Raw genomic sequence first — 22,929 nt, forward strand, 5'->3', positions numbered from 1 at the left:
CTCCCTCGTTCACCAGGGAGTACAAGCGCCGACCTCCTTCCAAAGGGTGGGGGCTACGTGGAGCGACCGGATCGGGCCGAGAAGGACATGTGGGGCGGCGTCACACAGGCAAGGTCACGTCCGAGATGAAGGAGTCCCGCACCCAGGACACGAACAGGTCCCACGCGCCGGTGACGAGGGCGATGCCGACGGCAATCAGCATGATGCCGCCGAACAATTGGATGGTCCGGGCATGACGTCTCAGCCAGCCGACTCCGCGCAGCGCCCGGGCCGAGCCGAACGCAAGGACGACGAAGGGCAGCCCGAGTCCGATGCAGTACGCCACGATGAGCGTGACCCCGCGGGCAGCCGTCGCGCCTTCGGTGCCTGCGGCGAGCGAGATCACTCCCGCGAGGGTGGGTCCCAGACACGGGGTCCATCCGAGCGCGAAGACCGCGCCGAGCAGCGGCGCACCCGCAAGACTCGAAATCTGCTTCGGCGCGGTACGGGTGTCCCGCTGCAATGCCGGGATCAGGCCGATGAACACCATGCCCATGACGATGGTGACGACACCACCGATCCGCATCAACAGCTCACGGTTGACCGAGAGCAGGGAAATCGCGCCGAACACCGACGCCGTTGCCAGGACGAACACGACGGTGAATCCCGCGACGAACAGTCCTGCTGCTCCCGCGACCCGCAGTCGGCCGTCGTCGCGAACCGTGGTGGTACGTGAGCCGGCCTGCGCTGCGGTGACCGCGGGTGCCTCGGCGCCGACGACGCCCGCAAGATACGACAGGTAGCCGGGCACGAGCGGGACCACGCACGGCGAAGCGAACGACACCAGCCCCGCCAGGAGACACGCACCGACAGCCAGGAGAAGCGGGCCGGACGCTGCGGCATTCTGGAAGGTATCGCCGATACCGGAAGCGAGAACTGTCGTCACTATTGGTCCTCGGTGGGTTCTGCGGCAATGCGCTCGACGACCGGTTGCAGGTCGCTCGCGAGAAGTTCGGTCAGATAGACCGCCGCGACTCGATGGTCACGGTCGAGAACGACCGTGGTCGGCACCACGGAGGTCGGATAGTTGCGGCCGAGTGCGAGCAACGAACGCATCGCCGGGTCGTAGATCGACGGGTAGCCGATCTGCTGATCGGTCACGAAGTCCTGTGCTTTGTCCCGCTGGTTGTCGCGCACGTTGATGCCGAGGAAGGCAACTCCGAGGTCCTTGGTCGCCTCGTAGACCTGCTCGAGGTCGTCCGCTTCGCTACGACACGGCGCGCACCACTGGCCCCACACATTGAGGACCACGACCTCGCCGGCGAAGTCGTCGAGTGAGATCGTCTGCCCCTCGTTCATGAGATCCTCCCCCGTCAGCGTGCCGAGGGTGCCGCGGTCCGCGGGCGGATCGTAGAAGATGCGAGTCTCGCCGCCGGGCGAGACGAAGTCGAACGTACCGCCGGTCGCGACCGCGTCGGTGCCCGTCGCGCAGGAGGACAGGAGCAGTGCGCCGCACAACAACCCGCCTATCGCGTGAAGTGCCCTTCTCATGCGCCGTGGACGTTCGGGTCGGAGGCGCCCGCCGGCTCCGAATAGACCAGGTCCACCAGAGTTTCGCCCTCGTACACCAGAGACGTGAGAGAGGCGAGGCTGCACTGCCGGTGACGCGGGTCGTGCCACAGGCGTTCGCCTTCGAGGAACCGGCGCAGCGTCCACACCGGCAGTTGATGGCTCACACACACGGCCTCGCGACCTGCCGCAGCGGCGCGCGCAGTATTGACCGCGGCCAGCATGCGATGCGCGATCTGCAGGTACGGCTCACCCCAGGACGGTGTGAACGGGTCGCGCAGCTTCCACCAGTGCCGCGGGCGGCTGAGGGCTCCGTCGCCGACAGCGACCTTGAGACCCTCGAAATCGTTGCCCGCCTCGATGAGGTTCTCATCGGTGCGGATCTCGAGACCGTGCTTCTGCGCGATCGGCGACGCGGTCTGCTGGGCACGCTCGAGCGGGGAGGCGACCACGTGCGCGATGTCGTGGTCCGCGAGGGAAGCCGCCACGGCCCGAGCCTGCGCCTCGCCGGTAACCGACAACCGGAAGCCGGGGAGGCGGCCGTAGAGGATGCCGGACGGGTTGTGCACCTCACCGTGCCGCAGCACGTGCACGATGGTGCGGGTCTCGGACGGGGCGGCTTCGGTCACGTGCGTGTTCCTCAGGTCGTTGAAGCGGGTGGATGTCGGGGCGCTCGCGGTCAGGCCCTCGCTGTCAGGAGGCGGTGGCGGCTGCAGCTGCCTTCGCCGCGTGTGGAAGTGCATCGGCGATCCGGGAGAACGCGTCGTCGTCCAGAACCGAGGAGACGAACCAGGTCTCGAACGCGCTCGGAGGTGCGTAGACGCCGTGCTCGAGCAGGGCATGGAAGAACGCGGGGAATCGCCAGGTCTGCGCGGCCTTTGCCTCGTCGTAGTTGGTGACGGGGTCCTCGGTGAAGAACACGCTGAGCATCGTCCCGGCGTTCTGGATCCGGTTCGGAACACCCTCGGCGGTCAGCGCGTCGCCGAGAAGGCGGCCGAGGGTTGCGGCGTTGCGCTCTAGGGCGGCGTACACGTCCGCGTCGGCCGCGCGCAGGCTCGCGAGGCCTGCGGCCACTGCGACCGGGTTACCGGACAACGTTCCCGCTTGGTAGACCGCGCCCGCCGGCGCCAGGTGCGCCATGACGTCGGCCCGACCGCCGAACGCGGCAGCGGGCAGGCCGCCGCTCATCACCTTGCCGAAGGTCATGAGGTCGCCTGCGACACCGTCGATGCCGTGCCAGCCCGTCGCGCTCGCGCGGAACCCCGTCATGACCTCGTCCATGATCAGCAAGGCGCCGTGGTCGTGGGTCAACGCGCGCAGCCCCTCGTTGAACCCGGGTGCGGGCGGGACGGTCCCCATGTTTCCGGCGGCGGCTTCGGTGATCACCGCGGCGATCGCCCCGGGATGCGCGTCGAATGCCGCGCGCACGGCTTCGAGGTCGTTGTACGGGACGACGAGGGTGTCCTCGGCCTGTGCCCCGGTCACACCCGGCGACGTGGGCAGACCGAATGTCGCGACCCCGGAGCCCGCATCTGCAAGCAAGGCATCGACGTGACCGTGATAACAACCCGCGAACTTGATGATCTTCGTGCGGCCGGTGAATCCGCGCGCGAGACGCACCGCGCTCATGGTGGCCTCGGTGCCGGAGTTGACCAGCCGGACCTGCTCGACCGGCGTGATCCGGGCGACGATTTCCTCGGCGAGTTCGACCTCACCGGCAGTAGGGGCGCCGAAGGACAGACCCGATGCGGCGGTGGTGCGTACGGCGTCGACGACAGCGGGGTGCGCGTGCCCGAGAATCAACGGTCCCCAGGAACACACCAGGTCGACGTAGGAATTGCCGTCGACATCGGTGAGTGTGTATCCGGATCCCGAGGCAATGAACCGCGGGGTACCGCCAACCGAACCGAATGCGCGGACCGGGGAATTGACCCCGCCGGGAGTCACCTTCGACGCCCGGGTGAACAGTGCCGTCGAATCGGCGTCGTGGACGGAGGAAGCAGCGGGAGTCGCAGTCACGACGTCCAGTGTCCCAGTTTCCCCCGATTTGCCAAAAAGCCGATCGGTGTGCGATAGGAGCTGTGATTCGGATCTCACTACAGTCCTCATCCGCGTCGAGGCTCCGTGAAGCCCCCATGGGACGGCGTTGCGGTCATAGGGTCGGAACCATGGCGACTACAGGTGAACATCTGAGCAGGGCCCTCGACGGTGCATGGCACAGCGCACGCGAGCGCGCCCGGACGAACATGGCCGACCCGGCATTCGCGCCGCACTACACCCCCGACCTCGAACAGGCCCGCGACATCACCCTGAAACAGATGCGGTTGCTCGCCGAGCACGGGTACGCCGCGTCGGGTTTCTCCGTCGAATCGGGTGGTACCGGAGATGCCGGAGGCGCCGTCGCCTCGATCGAGATGCTCGCGATGTCCGATCTGTCCCTGATGGTCAAAGCCGGCGTGCAGTGGGGCTTGTTCGGCGGGGCGATCGAGAATCTCGGCACGAAGCGCCACCACGACAAGTACGTCACTCCCCTGATCGATTTGGATCTGCTCGGTTGCTTCGCCATGACGGAGACGGGCCATGGCAGCGACGTGCAAGCCCTCGAGACCACCGCCACCTTCGACCCAGCCACTGATGAGTTCGTGATCCACTCCCCCACGCCGTCGGCCCGCAAGGACTACATCGGCGGTGCCGCGCAACACGCGAAGGTTGCTGCAGTGTTCGCGCAGCTCGTGACGAACGGCGAGTCGTATGGGGTGCATTGTTTCGTCGTTCCTCTCCGCGACGATGAAGGTAACGATCTTCCCGGTGTCACCACCTCGGATTGCGGATACAAGGGCGGACTGCCGGGCGTCGACAACGGCCGGATCGTGTTCGACAACGTTCGGGTACCGCGCGAGAACCTGCTCAACCGGTACGCGGACGTCGAGGCGGACGGCACCTACACCTCCGACATCGAGAGCGCGAGCCGCCGCTTCTTCACGATGGTCGGCACTCTCGTCCGCGGGCGGGTCACCGTCGGCGGGTCGGCAGGCTCCGCGGCCCGTGTCGCGCTGTCGATCGCGACGCGGTACGCGCTGCTACGGCGTCAGTTCGATGCCCCGGGCCGTGACGACGAGGTGCTCCTGATGGACTACCTCGTCCACCAGCGGCGACTGCTGCCGCACATAGCGAAGTCGTACGCGCTGGGTTTCGCTCAGAACGAGCTGATCTCGGCGATGCACCGCATCCAGTCGGTGCCGCTGACCGACGTGGACCCCCAGGAACAGCGCGAACTCGAAGGCCGCGCCGCAGGCCTCAAGGTGGCCAACACCTGGCACGCGGCCCGCGCTATCCAGGAAGCACGCGAGGCGTGCGGCGGCGCAGGCTACATGGCCGAAAATCGGCTCACTGCCCTGCGCGCCGACGTCGACGTGTTCACCACATTCGAGGGCGACAACCACGTGCTCACGCAACTCGTCGCGAAGGAATTGCTCACGGCGTATGCCGATGAGGTTCGTGGCATGAGTCCTGTGGAGTGGATGAGGTTCGCCGCCGACACGATCTCGGATGTCGTGAAGAAGCGCACCGCGGCGCAGCAGATCATCCAGACGATCCTCGACACACGTCAGGACAACGAGGAGGACGGCAGCCTTTTCAATCGGGGCACCCAGCTGACGATGTTCGAGGACCGCGAGCAGTATCTGCTCTCGACCGCAGCGCGACGCCTGCAGGCTGCCACCAAGCGCGAGGACAACCCGTTCGACGCATTCAACTTCGTGCAGGACCACGTGCTGCACGCCGCGCAGGCCCATATCGACCGTGTCGTCCTGGAGGCCTTCGTCGCGGCCATCGACGACTGCAAGGACGAAACCGCATGCGGGCTTCTCTCCGATCTGTGCGATCTGTTCGCGCTGACGGTCATCGACGAGGACAAGGCGTGGTTCATGGAACACCGGCACCTGTCGGTCGAGCGCTCCAAGGCGGTGCTGCGTGGGATCAACGAGCGATGCCGCACATTGCGGCCGCACGTGATGACTCTCGTCGAGGGCCTCGGCGTACCCGAGTATCTGCTCGGGTCGGCCATGCTCGACCGTGAGGGAGCACCCCACTCCTGAGTATCGAGAGGGCCTCAGGCGCCGACCAGTTCACCGAGACGCACGCGGAGCCGGTCGGCGTCCTTGGCCCACGCTCGTACGAATGTCCCGCCCCGCAGCCGCAAGCCGACGGCGGTCCGCCCGCGGGGAACGTTGGCGAGTTCTCCGAGTACACGGGCGCTCTCCCAGCGCTGCGGTTCGTCCCACGAATCCATCGCGGGAGGCAGTACCGCCTCGATCTCGCCGACCTCGAGTTCCTCGGTTCCCTGCCGCAACGCAGTGCGAGTGAGTTCGACGCTGACGTGACGCCGCGCCGCGGTGACCATGACGTAGGCGAATCCGGCGAGCACGATCGCGAGCACCGGCAGTGCAACCCAGTGCACGACGGGACCTGTCGTGAGTTCGACGATCAGCGCCACCGCGCAGAACACCGGACCGAAAGCGACCGTGCGCCATCTCGCGCCCGGCTCGTAGAACAGCGGCTCGGATACGCCTCGAGGTTCGGTCTGGCCGGTCAAGCGGTGAGCGCCCCGGGAATCACGACCAGCAGCGTTGTCACAACACCGAGTACGGCAATCAGACCGATCAGCACAAGTTCGCGACGACGACCGTAGGGCCGGGGTTCCACCTGCATGACGTCCTTACGCTCGACGGAGTGCGGCCACGGGCCGACGATGGTGAGCCCACCGTACTCTGCACTGCGCGGTGCGCAAACCCGGCACTGCGCGGTGCGCAAACCCGGCACTGCGCGGTACGCAAACCCGAGTGCCGTGAGGTCAGTTCTCCGGTAGCCGTAGAAAATACGCGTTGGACTCGCGCCGATGCATCAGCACGATCGCACCCACCGTGAGCACTGCCGAGGCGATGGAGATGATGCCGAGCGCCAATCCGGATCCCCCGGCACCGACACCCACCCCGAACACGGTCGGCAACGTGGACAGGGTCATGAACACACCGATCAGGGTCAGTGCCATGCGTGCCCAGTTCTTGCCCTTGTACATCTGCCGGACCACGAGATAGAGCATGCCGACGATGACAAGTCCGAAGACCACGGTGAGGACAACGACCATCGGGATCGCGGCATCGAGGTCGGAGCGGGAGAGTTCCTCCGTCCCCGTGTCGGCTGTCATCTCGACCATCATGTCGACGAGTTCGGTCCGCCCGCTCCAGAGGTCGAATGCCCCGAACAGCAGGGTGATCACGGTGAGAAGCAGAACTCCGCACCACAATTGGTAGGCGGTGACGACGTCCTGCGGGGCCGGGCGGGCTGCGTGTGCGGAAGGGCCGGGCGTCGGGGGTAGTGGAAAGCTCACGACAACCTGCCCGCAACTTCGGCGGCCCAGTACGTCAGCACGATGTCCGCCCCTGCGCGACGAATCCCGAGCAGCGATTCGTGGATCGCAGCGTCCCGGTCGATCCAGCCGTTCGCCGCCGCCGCGGTGATCATCGAGTACTCCCCTGAAATCTGGTATGCGGCAACGGGGACCGGCGACCGGTCGGCCACTTCGCGCAGGACGTCGAGGTAGGACATGGCCGGTTTGACCATTACCATGTCGGCCCCCTCGGCCAGGTCGAGGTCGAGTTCGTACAGTGCCTCGCGCCGATTCGCCGGATCCTGCTGGTAGGTACGGCGATCGCCTTCGAGCGACGAGCCGACCGCTTCACGGAACGGCCCGTAGAACGCGGACGAGTACTTCGCGGTGTAGGCGAGCTGGGAGACGTCGGCGTGACCGGCAGCGTCCAGCGCCGCCCGGATCGAAGCCACCTGCCCGTCCATCATGCCACTGGGCCCGAGTACATGAGCGCCGGATTCAGCCTGTGCCACCGCCATTTCCGCGTACCGCTCGAGTGTTGCGTCGTTGTCGACGACACCCGACGCCGTGAGTACCCCGCAGTGCCCGTGGTCGGTGAACTCGTCGAGGCACGTATCGGCCATGATCACCGTTGCATCGCCCAGTTCGCTGCGCAGCGCAGCAAGCGAACGGTTGAGCACTCCGTCCGGATCCGTTGCGCCCGAACCGCGCGCATCCTTGTCTTCGGGTCGCGGTACACCGAACAGCATGAGACCACCGACACCGACCTCGACGGCAGCGGTCGCGGCCGTGAGCAACGAGTCGTCGGTGTGCTGGTACACGCCCGGCATCGACGGGATCTCCCACGGCTCGGTGCGCCCGTCGGCGACGAACATCGGAAGCACCAGGTGCCTGGGTTCGAGCGAGGTCTCCCCGACCAGGCGACGCATCGCCGCGGTCGTACGCAATCGGCGGGGACGGATATCGGGGAACATGTCGTCAGGACCCTTTCGGAGCTGGATACAGGTCGTGCGCGGTTCCGGTAGCGGTTACTACCGGAACCGCGCACGAGTGGGTCAGCGGCGGGCGCGGGACTTCTTACGCGGCGGAGGCAGAGCTCCCTCGGCACGCAGTCGCGCTGCGTGCTCGGCGAGCGCCTCGACCAATGGACCGACCTGCGCGGTCTCGGGTCGCACGTCCACCCGCAGCCCGAATTCGATCGCGGTCTCGGCGGTCTTCGGACCAATGCACGCGACGATGGTGCGCGCGTGCGGTTTCCCGGCAATACCGACGAGATTCCGGACCGTGGACGACGAGGTGAAGCACACCGCGTCGAAACCGCCGGTCTTGATCATCTCGCGGGTCTCGGCCGGCGGCGGAGCAGCCCGGACGGTGCGGTACGCAGTGACGTCGTCGATCTCCCAGCCGCGTTCACGCAAGCCCTCGGCGAGCGTCTCGGTCGCAATGTCCGCACGGGGCAAGAGCACCCGGTTGACCGGATCGAACACGTCATCGTACGGCGCGAACTCGGCAAGCAGACCCTCGGACGACTGTTCGCCCGCGGGGACGAGTTCAGGGGTGATACCGAACGAGCGCACCTTCTCGGCGGTGGCCTGGCCGACGCAAGCGATCTTCACTCCGGAGAACGCGCGAGCATCGAGTCCGAACTCCTCGAACTTCTCCCACACGGCGCGTACGGCGTTCGTCGAGGTGAACACCACCCACTGGTAGCGACCGTCGACCAAGCCCTTGACGGCCCGTTCCATCTGGGCGGGGCTGCGGGGAGGCTCTACGGAGATCGTCGGCACCTCCATCGGAATGGCGCCGTGGGAGACGAGCCGATCGCTCATCTCACCTGCCTGCTCCTTCGTCCGGGGAACCAGTACGGTCCAGCCGTAAAGAGCACGCGATTCCCACCACGACATCTTGTTGCGCTGCGACACGACCTTGCCGACCGTCACGACCAGCGGTCCGACGAATTCGGAGCCTGCGTCGTTGAGGGTCGCCAGCGTGGCCTCGACGGTGCGCTGCTGACGCGTCGTGCCGCGCACCGTGATGGCTGCGGGGGTCTGCGGAGCAATACCGTGCTCGACGAGCGCGCTCGCGGTCTCGGCGAGATGTCCGGACGTCGCGTGCAGCACCAGCGGACCGGGAGCGGCGGCCAACGCCGCCCAGTCGACCTCGCCGCGGACGTCGGCCTCGGTGTGGGACGACCCGAGGGCCATACCCGCGTAGCTCGGAACTGCGGAACCGGCGGGCAGTCCGGGAAGCACCTCGAACACCACCTGCGTGCGGGCCACAGCGTTGACCTCGGCGATCACAGAATCGGTGGTCAACGGATCGCCCGCGACGAGACGCACCACGTCGTGACCGTTCTTCGCTTCGGCGACCAGCGTCTTGGCGACCTCCGCGGGCTCCCCCAGTGCGGGACGCACGTCGGCGATCGGCTCGCCTGTCTCCGGGTCGGTGCCGAGGTCGGTGCCGACCAGAGCCACGACATCCCTGTCGACGTCCGGGTCGGTGAAGGCGATTGTGGCACCCGTGAGGGCATCGCGCGCTCGGACGGTGAGCAGCGCCGGGTCGCCGGGACCCGATCCCACGAACAGGATCCGTCCGGGAGTGTTCTTACGGACTCGGCTCATCGGTTGTTCTCCAGTGCAATCAAATCTGCGGTAAGGGAAATTCGGGGCTGAACGGAAACGTCAATCATCGGCGGCCCACTGCTCGTCGTCGACGATCAGTTCTTTCGCACCGAGGTCGAGTAATTCTCGGGCGAGTGCCCTTCCGAGTTCCTCTGCGCGGTCGGGTGAACCGACGATGCTCGCGCGGAGCACGTCCGATCCGTCATGTGCGGCCGCGCACCCGCGTACGGACAGTTCCTCGAAGACACGGCCGTCGTCGTCGAGCGACTCGACGATCTCTGCGATCGCGCCGACCGGCGCGGTGCACCCTGCTTCGAGCTCGGCGAGCAGTGCACGCTCGGCGACAACCGCCGCGCGACTCGCCGGATCATCGAGACCGGAGAGGATTTCGATCAGGACGTCGTCCTCGGCGCGGCACTCGACGGCGAGCGCTCCCTGAGACGGCGCGGGCAGCATCTGGACGGGCTCGAGCGCTTCGGTGACCCGGTCGAGCCGCCCGATCCGCGACAGACCGGCGCGGGCGATGACGATCGCGTCGAGCTCGCCCGAATCGACCTTGCCGATGCGGGTGTCGATGTTGCCGCGCAACGGCTCCAGCTGCAAACCGAGGCCCATCGCTGCCAGCTGGGCGCGGCGCCGCGGGGCGGACGTGCCTACCTTCGATCCGGCGGGTAGTTCTCCGAGTACCAGCCCGTCGCGAGCAACCAGGGCATCGCGCGGGTCCTCACGAGGAGGAACCGCCGCGACGACCATGCGCGGATCCTGCTTCGTGGGCAGGTCCTTGTACGAATGCACCGCCACGTCCACTTCGCCGGCCAGCAGGGCCTCGCGGAGTTCTGCGGTGAACACACCGACACCGATGCGCTGCACGGGCCCCGGCGTGATATCGCCCTTCGTCGTGATGACCACGAGCTCCGCTGGATGCCCGGCCGCGATCAGGGCGTCGCGGACAGTGCCTGCCTGCGTGGTGGCGAGCACGCTGCCCCGAGTACCGATGCGCAATGTGCGCTGCTCGCGCGATGCGTCGATCCGGGTGGCTTCGGCGCTCATACCTTGCCGTCCTTTCGTGGAGCACGCAGCTCCGTCGTGATGACCGGATCAAGTGCGGCGGACAGATCCGCCGACGTGGTCGGGTCGGCCAGTGACCCCAGTTCCTTCGTGGGAGTCGCAACTGCTTCGACTGCCCCCGGTCGCAGTTCGAACAACTCCCGCAGCGCCTCGGCATACTGGTCGCCACCCGGCGTCGAAGCAAGCTGCTTGACCCGCACGGTCGGTGCGTGCAGCAACTTGTCGACGACGCGGCGCACGGTACGCGCGACCTCGTCGCGCTGACCGTCTCCGAGATCAGGGAGCCGGGAATCGAGACGCATGAGTTCGCCCTCGACAACTTCCGCTGCACGCTGTCGCAGCGCGGTGACAGTGGGCGTCACCTCCGCGAGCCGCTGCGTGGTCAGGTATCCGGCGAGCTCCGACGCGACGATGGCGCGCGCTGCCTCGGCATCGGCGGAGGCAGCACCCGCGGCGGGGTCGCGCTGCAATGCCTCCATGTCGAAGACCGTCACGCCGGGGAGCCCCGACACGGCGGGTTCGACGTCGCGGGGAAGTCCGAGATCGCAGATCGCCAGCGGGCGTTCACCGCGTTCGGATTGCGCGAGAGCACGGTGGGCGTCAGCGAGGGTGACGACCGTGCCGACCGCTCCGGTGCAGGTGACAGCGACATCGGCCTTGGCGAGAGCTGCAGCAAGATCACCGAAATCGACGACCTGAGCGTCGACGCCGTTGCCGCGGGCCGTGGCGGCGAGGCGTTCGGCGCGGTCGCGGGTGCGGTTCGTCAGAATGATCTCGGCAACGCCCGAACGGGTCAGATGCGCTACCGCGAGACCGCCCATTGCGCCCGCACCGATCACTGCGGCGGTGCGCCCCTGCAGGCCGCCGTTACCGAACAGTGCACCGGCCTTGTCGAGTGCGACCGACACGACCGACGCGCCTGCTGCGTCGATCCCGGTTTCCGAATGCACACGCTTACCGACTCGCAACGCCTGCTGAGCAAGTTCGTGCAATGCACGCCCCGCAGCCTGCTGCGCATCGGCGGTGGCGTAGGCAGTGCGGATCTGACCGAGAATCTGCTGCTCACCGACGACCATGGAGTCGAGGCCGCTGGCCACCGCGAAGAGATGCTCCGCCGCAGCTTCGCTGTAGCGCACGTATGCGTGCTTGTGCAGGTCCGAGAGAGTTAGTCCGGCGTGCTCCGACAGCAATCCGCTGACATCGGCGAGCGCACCGTGGAAGGCATCGACGACGGCATAGATCTCGACCCTGTTGCAGGTCGAGACGATCATCGCCTCGGAGATGTGATCCGACGCCATCATCTTGTCGGTCAGCTTGGGTCGATCGGTGTCCGCGACGGCCACCTTCTCGAGAACCGATACCGGGGCGCTCCGGTGCGAAATGCCAACGAGGAGGACACTCACGGCGCAATCACCGATCCGTTTCTGGTCACGGCCGAACCCAAGGGGCCCGCCTTGCCTGTTCTGGATCGCCGAGCCGGACTCGGCGTGGACACAGCAGACCCGAGCGGGCCGCGGGCGGGCTGAACGCTCGTCGTGTGCGCTCCCCCGGCAACCCGGAGAAGTTCGTCGTTTCGTGCGCTGTTGAACGAGAGCACCTGTAGTTCGACCGCGAGGTCGACGCGGCGCACCTCGACGTGTTCGGGCACCTCGAGCTCGATCGGCGCGAAGCTCAGGACGCTGCGAACGCCGGAACGCACGAGCACATCGCAGACGTCCTGCGCGGCATCCTCGGGCGTGGCCACGACACCGATGGTGGCGCCCAGTTCGTGAGCGTCGGATTCGAGCCGGTCGACGCCCCGGACCACAAGGCCACCCACGGTCGTCCCAACCAGAGCGGGGTCGGCATCGAACAGCCCCGCGAGGGTGAATCCGCGACGATCGAAACCTGGATAGCAGGCGAGAGCGCGACCGAGACTGCCCACTCCTACGAGAACGACATGGTGGCCGCGATCGAGCCCGAGTGCATTCTCGATGCGCGCCTGCAGGCGGATGACGTCGTAGCCGACGCCGCGTACGCCGTTGGGGCCGAGGAACGAGAGGTCCTTGCGGAGCTTCGCCGAACCGACCCCGGCGGCGCTCGCCAATTCTTCACTCGAGACGATGAGCGTGCCCGCTTCGGAGAGGCTTCCGAGGACCCGCAGATAGTTGGCGAGACGCGTCACAGTAGCCTGGGGGATATCCCGGTACTGAGAACCAGGAGCGACACGCTCGGAACTCCGAGTGGCACCCTCGCCGGTCCCGGCGCTGCCGCGGGCGTCGTCGCCCTGCGGTGGGTGCGGTTGCGTCACGTTCGTGGCTCCTCGTCCGGCCGGTGGACACGTCCGGCCTCACGGTGATCCGGGATTTCGTCCTCACCACGGTAACCGCTTGTGAAGCCATGCACAAAGTTGCTCGAAGGCCCCCGAATGTGCTTCCCACCTGCGCCACGACCTGGCGCGACAGCCTCACCGGGCGAGATCTGCGCGCAATCGCTGCTCGTCGACCTCCCAGTAACTGTGCTCCTTGCCGTCGAGGAGCACAACAGGAAGACGGTCCCCGAACTCGGCCCGCAATTCGGGGTCGGTGGCGGCGGCTTCGTCGACATCGATGCAGGTGACCTGCACCCCGAAGTCCGCGCACAGTGCTTCGAGAACGGTGCGCGCAGGTCCACAACTACCGCACCCGGCACGGATCAGGAGCGTCACCTCGTGTGCAGATACAGGGGTTCCGGCCGGGCCGGAGTGTCGATCGGTCATGTCCTCCACTGTGCGACATGGGGCCCGGAGACGAACGTCACACCCGCAAAGGGGGTGACCGCCGAACCCTGATAGCGCGTCCACCACGGGCTACGCTTGCGGCGGGTCGTGCATTGGGGTGTGACGATAGGTCGGCACGACCGTCACGACACGGGAGGTGCGAGTGCCTGAACGTTCGTTGCCATACGGGCGGGGTATGGGTGAAGCGTGGGCACGGTTCATCCGTCCCGGCAGGCGCCTGTTGTCGCGCAAATTCGGTCCGAGCGAAGAAGAGGTCCGCGCGAACCTCGCCGGCGAAGCGAGTGCCGACGCTGCACTCGCATTGCACGGTGCACGGACAGAACCGGAAGCAGCGCCCGAGCCAGGAGCCGAACCCGAGGCCCGCGGCGCGATCGATCTGACCGCAGCCGCCTTCTTCGACGTCGACAACACGATGGTGCAGGGCGCGTCGATCATCCACTTCGCCCGCGGCCTCGTTGCGCGCAACTACTTCCGAAAGACCGACCTCTTCGAGTTCGCGTGGCAACAGGTGAAGTTCCGGATCACGGGTAAGGAGAACAGCGCCGACGTCGCAAGCGGCCGCGACAAGGCACTGTCCTTCGTGCAGGGCAGGTCGACAGCGGAACTCCGCCGACTCGGCGAAGAGGTCTACGACGACATAATCGCCGACAAGATCTGGCCAGGCACCCGCATGCTCGCGCAGATGCATCTCGACGCGGGCCAGCAAGTGTGGCTCGTCACGGCCACCCCGGTCGAACTCGCCGACGTCATCGCCAAACGCCTCGGCCTGACCGGCGCCCTGGGAACCGTTGCAGAGTCGGAGAACGGGGTGTTCACCGGCCGTCTGGTGGGCGACATCCTGCATGGACTCGGCAAGGCCCACGCGGTGCGCGCCCTCGCGATCCGCGAGGGCCTGAATCTCAAACGGTGCACTGCGTACTCCGACAGCCACAACGACGTACCGATGTTGTCGCTCGTGGGTACGGCGGTTGCGATCAATCCCGATCCCGATCTGCGGCAGGTCGCACGCACCCGGGGGTGGGAAGTACGAGACTTCCGCACGGCACGTAAGGCAGCCAAGGTCGGAGTGCCGACGGCCCTCGGCCTCGGCGCGGCCGGCGGCGCAGTCGCCATTGCGCTCGGACGGCGCCGCGACCGAGCCGCCTAATGGGAGCTGTCGGGTCGTAGAGACTCGGTGCCGTAGCCGCCAGCAGGTGAGCACTTACGCCGCCGGAAGCATTCGACTTCTGAGGTCAGATCGTGCCCCTGCTGGTCGGCCGGGAGGCCAGACCGCTGATGGGGTGGCGTGCCCGCCGGGCAGTGGGGCGTGAGCACTGGATCCATTAGGCCGCGTGCCGCGCCTTCCGCAGGCTGCATGGGAAGCGAAGTGCCTGACCGAGGAGGATGAGTTGCTGCTGATCGGTGATGACTGGGCCGAGGACCACCACGACGTCGAGGTCCAGGACGCGACCGGCCGGAAGCTGGCCGCCGCGAGGCTGTCCGAGGGCGTAGAGGGGATCGCGAAGCTGCACGAGCTCGTCGCGAAGCACGGCGGCGCGGACCTGGACGCGGCCGTGGTGGTGATCGGGATCGAGACCGACCGCGGCTCGTGGGTGCAGGCCCTGATCGCCTCCGGCTACCAGGTGTACGCGATCAACCCCCGGCAGGTCGCACGGTTCAAGGAGCGGTACGGCACCTCGGGCGCCAAGAGCGACAAGGGTGACGCGCACGCGCTGGCCGACATGGTGCGCATCGACCGCGCCCAGCTGCGGCCGGTGGCCGGGGACAGCGAGCAGGCGCAGGCCGTCAAGGTCGTCGCCCGTGCCCACCAGACCCTCATCTGGGAACGCACCCGCACCTTCCAAAGGTTGCGCACCACTCTGCGCGAGTACTTCCCCGCCGCCCTGGCCGCCTACGCGGACCTGTCGCTGACCAGCACGGATGCGCTGGAACTGCTGACCAAGGCGCCCACCCCCGCGGCCGGTGCGAAGCTGACGCGCACCCAGATCACCGCCGTCCTGGCCCGTGCCCGCCGGCGCAACCGGGATGCGAAGGCGGCTACGATCCAGGCCGCGTTGCGCACGGAGCAACTCGGCCTGCCCGGGCCGGTCACGGCCGCCTATGCGGCCACGGCGGTGGCCCACGCGAAGCTGCTGATCGCACTGAACGAGCAGATAGCTCAGCTGGAGGGGCAGGTGAAGGCACATTTTCGAGCGCACCCGGACGCTGACATCTACCTCTCGATGCCCGGCATCGCGGAGATCACCGGTGCCCGGGTGCTCGCCGAGTTCGGAGACGACCCCACCCGCTACGCCTCCGCCAAGGCCCGCAAGAACTACGCCGGCACCAGCCCCATCACCCGGGCCTCCGGCAAGAGCCACACCGTCCAGGCCCGCTTCGTGCGCAACAACCGGCTCGCCGACGCCTTGCAGACCCAGGCGTTCTCCGCCCTGCGGGCCTCGCCCGGGGCTCGCCGCTACTACGACAAACAGCGTGCCCGCGAGGCCGGCTACAACCCCGCCCTGCGCCAGCTCGGCAATCGCCTCGTCGGCGTCCTCCACGGCTGCCTCAAGACCCGCACCCGCTATGACGAAGCGACCGCATGGTCGCACCACGCCCACCCGGAACCCCATGCGGCTTGACACCAAACGACATGGGGTGTCTGACCCGGCCTGCCCTCAGCCGAGGAAAACGTTTCTGCGGCGAGTGAGCAATTTGTAGAGCGTCTGCTGAATCACTTCACGAACGTGGTCGGTGACCTCGAACAACACCATCGGATCGTCGGCCGCGACTTCGTCGTGGACGTCGGTCGCAATGGGCGTACCGAATTCGATGTACCACTTGGATGGCAACGGCACCGCACCGAGCGGGCCGAGCGCGGGAAAAAGCGGAGTGATCGGGAAGTAGGGCAACCCCAACAACCGTGCAAGCGAGGTGAGATCGCCGATGTTCGGGTAGATCTCCTCTGATCCCACGATCGAGCACGGAATGATCGGTGCATGTGTCTTCAGCGCTGCCGAGACAAAACCGCCGCGTCCGAAACGCTGCAGCTTGTACCGCTCCTTGAACGGCTTGCCGAGCCCCTTGTACCCTTCCGGGAACACGGCGACGACCTGGTCTTGTTCGAGAAGCCGTTCGGCATCGGGATGGCACGCGAGGGTATGCCCCGCCTTACGCGCCACGGTGCCGACGACCGGCATGTCGAAGGCGAGATCGGCCGCAAGCATCCGCAGCGGCCGGTGTGCGCGGTCGTGCACGGCGACGGAGGTCATCAGGGCGTCGACGGGCAGAGTGCCCGCGTGATTCGCGACGATGAGTGCTCGCCCGTCGGCCGGAATGTTCTCCACCCCCCGCACTTCGACGCGGAACCACTTGTCGAACAGTGGACGCAGCGCGGGCATGAGGATGTTGTCGTTGAAATGCGGGTCGAAACCGAAGTCGTCGACCTCGTAGTCACCTGTGATCCGGCGCCTCAGGAACTCCGCACCCCCTGTCACGTGCCCGATCAGTGCGGTACGCAGATCGTCGAGGAGTCCGTCGACGACGGTGTGCTGCGATGCGACATCCCCGGCCGGGGCGCCTTGCGACGGGTGCACTTCGAAGGACTCCGCGGGCCGGCCCGAAGCGGTGCGCCGACTTCCTCCGTGCAACGGTATGACCTTGGCAACCTGAGTCATCGCACCTCCGTCCGCTCCCCGAGAGTGGAAAGCAGCATCGATTCGGCCTTGTCGATCCATTCGGACTTCACGATGCGGGACATCCCGATTCCTCGCGCGAAGTCGTCGAGGGCTTCCTTGGTGGTCCAGCGTGGTTCGAATCCGAGTTCTTCGCGCATGCGTGTCGTGTCGAGTCCGCATCCGAAGTGGAAGTAGTCGAGTTCTTCCTTCGTGAACGACTTCATGACCGATCCCACAAGGGCGTGACCCACATTGCGGAACAGGCTGTAGGGCATCGGCACGGTCAGGCCACCTGCCCGTCGGACGGCCTGTGTCATCATCACGATGCCGTCGCCTGCCACGTTGTAGGTACCGGACGGACCGCCGAGCGTTGCGCACTCGAGAGCGCCGAGCGCATCCTCCTCGTGCAGCAACTGCAATCGTGCGTCGCGACCGAGGACATTGGGAACCAGCGGTGAGGTGAGGTAGTTCGAGAGCGAACCGGGCAGGCGGTTCCCGACTGTGGGCGCAAGACGCAGGATCGTGGTGGCGATGTCGCTGCGTCGCCGGGCCAGACCTCGCAGGTAACCCTCGATCTCGATCATGTCGCGGGCGAACGCGCCGGTGGGGCGGCGCCTCGCGCTCATCTCCTCCGTGAATTTCACGGGGTCCTTGGCGCTGGAGCCGTAGACGACCGACGACGACCGCAACACGACCTTGCGCACCGACGGCGCCTTCTGGCACACCGCGAACAGTTGCATCGCGCCGATGACGTTCATGTCTTTCATCGCGGCGCGTGCTCCGGATTTGGGCGCCTTGGTGACCGCCGACGCGTGCACGACGGTGTCGACGTTCATGTTTCTGATGACCTTGCCGATCAGTGGATTCCTGATGTCGGCGAGGACGAATTCGGCGCGCCCCATGCGTCGGTGCATGTCTTTGGTGGGCGACTGGGTATCGACTGCGATGACCCGTTCGATGTCGGGGTTCTGAGCCAGCCGGGTGACGAGGAAGCCACCGAGAAATCGGCTCGCACCCGTCACCAATACGACACCTGGCGGCTCGGCCTGTCGCCCGTGTGAAGTCACAGCACCCCCTGCTTGCAGAACATCTCCGTCGGCGGTCCCACCTCGGCCGCAGGACGGTATGCGCTACAACGATACGGTGACATCGGCAACATCGCATGACACCCGGGTAAACGTCCGGTTGCTCGCCGTGCAGAAGCGTCGAATGCCCGCCACCATGGGTGACGGGCATTCGTTCGGCAGTACTGCTACCGGCGGCAGCTCGGATGCCGATGATCGACAGTGGCCTACTTGCCGAGTTTCCTACGCTGCACGCGAGTGCGGCGGAGCAGCTTGCGGTGCTTCTTCTTCGACATGCGCTTGCGGCGCTTCTTGATCACAGACCCCATGTGGGTTCCCTCGCGTTCTTATAGCGTTCCTGCGCACGCCGGTGACGTACGCCTTCTTCTGTCGGACGCTGGGCCTCGTGGTGACGAGCTCAGCGCCTCACGACACCGGCTGACCGGTACGACGAATTGCAATCGTACCGGTGCAGGAACGACCGGATGAAATCGAGGTCCGCTCCGTGCTCCCACAGCCTTCCGAGCCAGGTTCACCCGACGTCGAAATACGATGTCTCGAGATAGTCGTGAACCGCCTTTGCGTGCACCCGGAACGAGCGTCCGACGCGCACAGCAGGCAGTTCACCGCTGTGTACAAGCCTGTACACGGTCATCTTCGATACCCTCATCAACGACGCCACTTCGGCGACCGTCAGGAATTGGGTGCCTGCGAGGACCGACTGTCCGTCTTGGGGTTGACCCTTCGACGGTGTATTTCCTGAAACCATTACACACCTCCGGCACGTCCGCGCCGCCGGCTTCCCCTCCGGCGGAACAGACACGCACGTGCTCATTCGAGCTTAGCGTGACGAATGGTTCCTGTGCGACGATGACGGCCACCAATTCCACTTCCGTCACACCAGTACGGCGTGTCGCGAGGCCCGTCCACCTGATGTTCGGCTAGTCGGAACGTGCGCCTAGCTGCGCCGATCGTTGCCGCGCGGCCTCGAGCGCGTCGTAGAACGCGGTGCGGATCCCACCTCGCTCGAATTCTCTGATAGCTGCGGCCGTCGTACCTCCGGGCGACGTCACGGCTGCACGCAGATCCGCCGCGTTCTCTCCGGATCGGGCGAGCATTGCCGCGGAACCGGTCATGGTCTGCACCACGAGATCCGTGGCGACGGCACGGCTGAGCCCGAGCGCAACGCCTGCGTCGATCATCGCCTCGGCGACGAGGAAGAAGTACGCGGGGCCGGAACCCGACACCGCGGTGACCGCATCCATCTGCGATTCGGGTACGACCGAAACGGTGCCCACCGATCCGAGCAACTCGCGCACGAGGTCGAGGTGTTCACCCTTCACGTGGCGTCCTGCGGCAAGCACGCTCGCGCCCTGCCCGACGAGCATCGGGGTGTTGGGCATCACTCGGACGACGGGAGCACCTGCGGGGAGTTTGTTCTCGTACTGGGCAGTGGTGACGCCCGCGACGAGCGAAACGACGATCTGCTCGGTGTCGTTGTCGAGATCCGCCGAGGCCACGTCGGCGATTACCGGGTCGACGTCGCCGGGTTTGACCGCCACGACGATCACGTCGGCACCCTCGACCGCGTCGGCCGTGCCGTCGGTGACGCGGATCGCATACGCACGCGCCAGTTCGTCTGCTCGCTCGGGCAGCTTCTCGACCACCACGAGGTCCTTGGTGGCGTAGCTGTTCTGCAGCAGCCCCGAGATCAGGGCCTCACCGATTCTGCCGCCACCGATCACCGCAATTCTCGTCATGGGTGACAGCGTGCCACGGGTCCCCCGTGTGGCACGCATCGCAGTCCCGCGGTCGACAGGCCGACGCTTTCGACGGCGGAACGGGTCAGCGTGGAATCATCGCGAGCTGGCGGGACTGCACCACCACTGCCCCCGACGAATCGACCACGGTGTGATCCGATTCGAACCACGTCTGCCCGAGCACGATGCTTTCATTCGTCAGGCGCAGCCAGCCCGGCGCGGGAAGCGCGCGCAGATATGCGGTCAGCTGCACGGTGGGTGCCCACCCGAACATGCCGCGGTTCATCGTCACGGGCGCCGAGATGTCTCCTGCCATGAGCGCGAACAGGGCCAGCGTGTCGAGGTCCGCCTCGTCGGCGGGGCGGAGCTTCGTCCACATCGCGATGCGTGGATCGCCGTCCTGGTCGCCGCGGAGGAATCCGGCAGTGGACTCGTCGACACGGATGTCGACGGACCCGCACAGGTTCACGATCTGGCCCATCGGGTGGTCAGGAGTGACCACCACAACGTCCTCGGGCGGCGAAGCGAGCATCTCGGTGGCGGGATGCGGTACGACGTACCGCGGGTCGCCGCCGTCGGGCACGCCGAGCGTGATACTCGCGCGTACCGCGACGCGGCCACCCTGTCCGAGGGTGGCATCCACGACGGAGACCTGCTTGCCCAGCTTCCGGACCACGGTGGTGATCTCGACCTCCCCCGGGTCGGGCGCGGATACGAAAGACGCGCTCACCGCGAGAGGTTGAACTGCGGGGTCGGCTCCGGCCTCTATTCCTGCGCGGCGGGCTGCGGCTGCGCTCACTGCGAGCATGCAGCCACCGTGCACCTTGGGTCCGATGGTCCAGGTGGGTGCGATGTGCGCCGACCAGGCGCCCTCGCCGTCGGCCGTGAGTGTGGTCAGGTCACGGAACGGATGGTCGGTGGTCACTGGATCTCCTGCGGGTTTCGAGCGGGTTCTGTGTTTCGAGCGGGTTCTGTGGAACCTGTCTGGTCGGCGTCTGCCGCCGCGGCGAAGATCCGGGCGGCGCGGTGCTGGTGCGCGAGACGCCTCATCGCGGCGAGTACCGGCTCGTACAACGCGGTGCCCAGCACGGCAGCTTCGACGGTTTCCTGCCGAGTGCTCGTCGGAAGGAGATCGACGTCGAGGTCGGCGATCTCGCGGATGTGCTCGCCGTAGACGTCGATACGTCGGTCGGACATGGTCAGACCGGCCGAGTCGAGTGCTGCGAGCGCAGCTTCGAGCTGGGCGACCGCGGTGAACTTCGGGTCGTACAGCTGCCCGAGCCGTTCGAGCAGTGCGCGAGTGCGGGGATAGTCGGCGTCGGGTGGGTTGTCGACATATGGCGGGAGCGCCATCACTGCCTTGCCGAGAGTGACGAACAGATCCTCGTCCGGATTCTCCGCGAGCGCCACCACTGCCTTGATCTTGTCGAGCGGCAGGCCCTGACCTGCGAGCGCACGAATCAAACCGAGCCGGCGTACGTGCTCGTCATCGTATCGGGCCTGCGTAGCACTCGTTGCGTGGCCCGGCATCAGCAGCCCCTCGCGCAGGTAGTACTTCACGGTGGCCAGCGGCACACCACTACGCGCCGCCAATTCCGAGATTCGCATGTCACCTCCGATTTGCTGTTGACATCAGATACTACAACTATCCAGTATTGGATAGTTGTAGTATCCAATCCGAAAGGAAGGGGCCTCCCATGCATCCCGTGCTCGTCATCGCCGTCGGGGTCACTCTGCTGACCGTTGCAGGTATCGCCTTCGGGGGAACCTTCCTACTGCGCATCGCGAACGGCGGCGTACCCGTCAACGACCTTCAGAAGTCCTTCTTCCGCGCGGGCCACGCGCACGCCGGAGTCCTCGTGACGCTCGGCACCCTGATCGCCGTCACCACCTACGTCACGGGTGCATCACCGGAATGGGGAGCCGCGGGTTCCATCGCCGTGCTGACCTCCGCGATCCTCATCCCTGCCGGATTCTTCCTCTCGGTGCTCGGCGCGGATCCCACACGTCCGAGCCGGATGATGGCATCGGTGTGGCTCGGCGCCGCGTCACTGACCGTCGGTGTCGCGATCTCAGGTGTCGCGGTTCTCTGCGCCGGGATCGGCGCTCTCTGACACTTCGGAGCTACCCGGTACCCGGGCTGCGTCCGCATGCGGGACTCGAACGACACCTGCCGCACGCGGGTGCTCGGGACCAGGGGCGATCGCGCTCTGCGCGGGGCGGTCGAGATGCTCTCGCGCGAACGAGAGCGCCCGGCCGAGCATCACCGACCGCTCGGACCGGGTCCGCGCGCTCTGCGTACTCACTTCGAGCACGACCTGGCCCGCGTAGTCGCTGCCGGCGAGTTGCCTGCACACGTCGGCGCACGGCTGTTCCCCGTCCCCCGGGATCATGTGTTCGTCCATCGACGACCCTCGGCCGTCTGCGAGGTGCAGGTGATTGAGACCCGCTCCCATCCGGCCTGCGAGCGCGAGCGCATCCATCCCCGCGGTGGCGGTGTGCGACAGGTCGAGCGTGTAGTGATCGAAGCCGGTGTCGGTCGGATCGAGCGACGGGCTGTAGGCCGACACTGCCGGGCCTGGACCACCACGGCGCCGCAGACGATCGGTCCCCCGGTCACGGAACAACACGTCCGCACGCATCGGGTACATGTTCTCGACAGACACAGATACGTGGCTGCCCTGCTCGAGTGTCTTCACCTGATCGACGAATCCTTCGGCGTACCGACGTTGCCAGCGGAAAGGCGGATGTACCACCACGGTCGATGCACCGAGGATCTCGGCCGCTTCGACCGACAGTCCGAGCTTCGCCACCGGATCCGCACCCCAGACCCGTTGAGAGATGAGCAGGCACGGCGCATGCACCGCGAGGACGGGAACTCCGTACTTGCGCACGAGCCTGAGTACCGACCCCGGATCCTGACTTACCGGGTCCGCCCACACCATGAGTTCGACCCCGTCGTAGTCGAGGTCGGCGGCGAACCGGAACGCCGCCTCGGTGTTCTCCGGATACACCGAAGCCGTCGACAACCCGACCGGGATTCGCCGCGCTGTCACCACGACTGC

The 22,929-nt window shown here is 66.7% G+C and carries 25 protein-coding genes; 4 read left to right on the forward strand and 21 right to left on the reverse strand.

Annotated features, from left to right (window positions below; all coding sequences use genetic code 11):
* Positions 1-100: 100 nt before the first annotated feature.
* From ACTDXD_RS02730 to hemL, 4 genes are all read right to left on the reverse strand, one after another.
* Complete coding sequence (locus ACTDXD_RS02730) at positions 101-928, reverse strand: cytochrome c biogenesis CcdA family protein (protein WP_440127508.1); 828 nt, start codon at positions 926-928, stop codon at positions 101-103.
* Positions 925-1,530, reverse strand: a complete 606-nt coding sequence (locus tag ACTDXD_RS02735; RefSeq protein WP_169690033.1) for a TlpA disulfide reductase family protein — start codon at positions 1,528-1,530, stop codon at positions 925-927. The genes ACTDXD_RS02730 and ACTDXD_RS02735 overlap by 4 nt, the downstream gene beginning before the upstream one ends.
* Complete coding sequence (locus ACTDXD_RS02740) at positions 1,527-2,177, reverse strand: histidine phosphatase family protein (protein WP_169690034.1); 651 nt, start codon at positions 2,175-2,177, stop codon at positions 1,527-1,529. The genes ACTDXD_RS02735 and ACTDXD_RS02740 overlap by 4 nt, the downstream gene beginning before the upstream one ends.
* A 64-nt stretch (positions 2,178-2,241) precedes the next feature.
* Positions 2,242-3,567 carry a glutamate-1-semialdehyde 2,1-aminomutase gene (gene hemL / locus ACTDXD_RS02745; RefSeq protein WP_440125673.1) on the reverse strand — a complete coding sequence of 442 codons (1,326 nt, stop codon included), beginning with the start codon at positions 3,565-3,567 and terminating at the stop codon, positions 2,242-2,244.
* A 149-nt stretch (positions 3,568-3,716) separates the two neighbouring features.
* Here hemL and ACTDXD_RS02750 point away from each other — a divergent pair, with 149 nt between their 5' ends.
* On the forward strand, positions 3,717-5,645 hold the full coding sequence (locus ACTDXD_RS02750) for an acyl-CoA dehydrogenase family protein (RefSeq protein WP_440125674.1): 1,929 nt from the start codon (positions 3,717-3,719) through the stop codon (positions 5,643-5,645).
* Positions 5,646-5,659: 14 nt separating this feature from the next.
* On the opposite strand, the gene ACTDXD_RS02755 is transcribed toward ACTDXD_RS02750, so the two are convergent.
* The 9 genes from ACTDXD_RS02755 to ACTDXD_RS02795 all read right to left on the reverse strand — a co-directional run bounded on the left by ACTDXD_RS02755 (position 5,660) and on the right by ACTDXD_RS02795 (position 13,363).
* Positions 5,660-6,142 (reverse strand): hypothetical protein, encoded by a 483-nt coding sequence (locus ACTDXD_RS02755; RefSeq protein WP_440125675.1) that lies wholly within the window; start codon positions 6,140-6,142, stop codon positions 5,660-5,662.
* The gene (locus tag ACTDXD_RS02760; RefSeq protein ID WP_440125676.1) at positions 6,139-6,369 is read right to left on the reverse strand and encodes a hypothetical protein; all 231 of its coding nucleotides are present in this window, start codon (positions 6,367-6,369) and stop codon (positions 6,139-6,141) included. The genes ACTDXD_RS02755 and ACTDXD_RS02760 overlap by 4 nt, the downstream gene beginning before the upstream one ends.
* 31 nt (positions 6,370-6,400) lie before the next feature.
* The gene (locus ACTDXD_RS02765; protein ID WP_440125677.1) at positions 6,401-6,937 is read right to left on the reverse strand and encodes a hypothetical protein; all 537 of its coding nucleotides are present in this window, start codon (positions 6,935-6,937) and stop codon (positions 6,401-6,403) included.
* Positions 6,934-7,911 carry a porphobilinogen synthase gene (hemB, locus tag ACTDXD_RS02770; protein WP_440125678.1) on the reverse strand — a complete coding sequence of 326 codons (978 nt, stop codon included), beginning with the start codon at positions 7,909-7,911 and terminating at the stop codon, positions 6,934-6,936. Before hemB ends, ACTDXD_RS02765 begins: the two co-directional genes overlap by 4 nt.
* An 81-nt stretch (positions 7,912-7,992) precedes the next feature.
* Positions 7,993-9,558 (reverse strand): uroporphyrinogen-III synthase, encoded by a 1,566-nt coding sequence (locus ACTDXD_RS02775; RefSeq protein ID WP_440125679.1) that lies wholly within the window; start codon positions 9,556-9,558, stop codon positions 7,993-7,995.
* A 60-nt stretch (positions 9,559-9,618) separates the two neighbouring features.
* A complete protein-coding gene (gene hemC, locus ACTDXD_RS02780; RefSeq protein WP_440125680.1) occupies positions 9,619-10,608 on the reverse strand; it encodes a hydroxymethylbilane synthase in 990 nt (329 codons plus the stop codon).
* The gene (locus tag ACTDXD_RS02785; RefSeq protein ID WP_440125681.1) at positions 10,605-12,029 is read right to left on the reverse strand and encodes a glutamyl-tRNA reductase; all 1,425 of its coding nucleotides are present in this window, start codon (positions 12,027-12,029) and stop codon (positions 10,605-10,607) included. Before ACTDXD_RS02785 ends, hemC begins: the two co-directional genes overlap by 4 nt.
* Positions 12,026-12,916, reverse strand: a complete 891-nt coding sequence (locus tag ACTDXD_RS02790) for a redox-sensing transcriptional repressor Rex (protein WP_440125682.1) — start codon at positions 12,914-12,916, stop codon at positions 12,026-12,028. Before ACTDXD_RS02790 ends, ACTDXD_RS02785 begins: the two co-directional genes overlap by 4 nt.
* A gap of 156 nt (positions 12,917-13,072) precedes the next feature.
* Positions 13,073-13,363: a glutaredoxin family protein gene (locus ACTDXD_RS02795; protein WP_440125683.1), complete on the reverse strand. Its 291-nt coding sequence runs from the start codon at positions 13,361-13,363 to the stop codon at positions 13,073-13,075.
* A gap of 163 nt (positions 13,364-13,526) precedes the next feature.
* On the opposite strand from ACTDXD_RS02795, the gene ACTDXD_RS02800 reads away from it, so the two are divergent.
* Both ACTDXD_RS02800 and ACTDXD_RS02805 read left to right on the forward strand, forming a co-directional pair.
* Positions 13,527-14,531, forward strand: coding sequence for an HAD family hydrolase (locus tag ACTDXD_RS02800; protein ID WP_440125684.1), 1,005 nt, complete (start codon positions 13,527-13,529; stop codon positions 14,529-14,531).
* A 241-nt stretch (positions 14,532-14,772) separates the two neighbouring features.
* Positions 14,773-16,005, forward strand: coding sequence for an IS110 family transposase (locus ACTDXD_RS02805; protein ID WP_440127509.1), 1,233 nt, complete (start codon positions 14,773-14,775; stop codon positions 16,003-16,005).
* A gap of 36 nt (positions 16,006-16,041) precedes the next feature.
* Here ACTDXD_RS02805 and ACTDXD_RS02810 read toward each other — a convergent pair whose 3' ends face one another.
* The 7 genes from ACTDXD_RS02810 to ACTDXD_RS02840 all read right to left on the reverse strand — a co-directional run bounded on the left by ACTDXD_RS02810 (position 16,042) and on the right by ACTDXD_RS02840 (position 21,472).
* Complete coding sequence (locus tag ACTDXD_RS02810; protein ID WP_440125685.1) at positions 16,042-17,040, reverse strand: lysophospholipid acyltransferase family protein; 999 nt, start codon at positions 17,038-17,040, stop codon at positions 16,042-16,044.
* Positions 17,037-18,107 carry an NAD-dependent epimerase/dehydratase family protein gene (locus tag ACTDXD_RS02815; protein WP_440125686.1) on the reverse strand — a complete coding sequence of 357 codons (1,071 nt, stop codon included), beginning with the start codon at positions 18,105-18,107 and terminating at the stop codon, positions 17,037-17,039. The genes ACTDXD_RS02810 and ACTDXD_RS02815 overlap by 4 nt, the downstream gene beginning before the upstream one ends.
* A 224-nt stretch (positions 18,108-18,331) precedes the next feature.
* Positions 18,332-18,433 carry a 30S ribosomal protein bS22 gene (locus tag ACTDXD_RS02820; protein WP_003402602.1) on the reverse strand — a complete coding sequence of 34 codons (102 nt, stop codon included), beginning with the start codon at positions 18,431-18,433 and terminating at the stop codon, positions 18,332-18,334.
* Between the two features lie 203 nt (positions 18,434-18,636).
* Entirely contained in the window at positions 18,637-18,873 is a 237-nt protein-coding gene (locus tag ACTDXD_RS02825; protein ID WP_054719598.1) for a helix-turn-helix domain-containing protein, read from the reverse strand.
* Positions 18,874-19,045: 172 nt separating this feature from the next.
* Complete coding sequence (proC, locus tag ACTDXD_RS02830) at positions 19,046-19,864, reverse strand: pyrroline-5-carboxylate reductase (protein WP_440125687.1); 819 nt, start codon at positions 19,862-19,864, stop codon at positions 19,046-19,048.
* 85 nt (positions 19,865-19,949) lie between these two features.
* Entirely contained in the window at positions 19,950-20,789 is an 840-nt protein-coding gene (locus ACTDXD_RS02835; RefSeq protein WP_440125688.1) for a thioesterase family protein, read from the reverse strand.
* Positions 20,786-21,472, reverse strand: coding sequence for a MerR family transcriptional regulator (locus ACTDXD_RS02840; protein WP_440125689.1), 687 nt, complete (start codon positions 21,470-21,472; stop codon positions 20,786-20,788). Before ACTDXD_RS02840 ends, ACTDXD_RS02835 begins: the two co-directional genes overlap by 4 nt.
* A gap of 89 nt (positions 21,473-21,561) precedes the next feature.
* Here ACTDXD_RS02840 and ACTDXD_RS02845 point away from each other — a divergent pair, with 89 nt between their 5' ends.
* Positions 21,562-21,978 carry a hypothetical protein gene (locus ACTDXD_RS02845; protein ID WP_440125690.1) on the forward strand — a complete coding sequence of 139 codons (417 nt, stop codon included), beginning with the start codon at positions 21,562-21,564 and terminating at the stop codon, positions 21,976-21,978.
* Here the strand turns inward: ACTDXD_RS02845 and ACTDXD_RS02850 are convergent.
* Positions 21,937-22,923: a sugar phosphate isomerase/epimerase family protein gene (locus ACTDXD_RS02850; RefSeq protein ID WP_440125691.1), complete on the reverse strand. Its 987-nt coding sequence runs from the start codon at positions 22,921-22,923 to the stop codon at positions 21,937-21,939. The two genes, ACTDXD_RS02845 and ACTDXD_RS02850, sit on opposite strands and share 42 nt — an antisense overlap.
* Positions 22,924-22,929: the final 6 nt, after the last annotated feature.

Source organism: Rhodococcus sp. SJ-3 (assembly GCF_051918125.1).
Taxonomy (GTDB): domain Bacteria; phylum Actinomycetota; class Actinomycetes; order Mycobacteriales; family Mycobacteriaceae; genus Rhodococcus.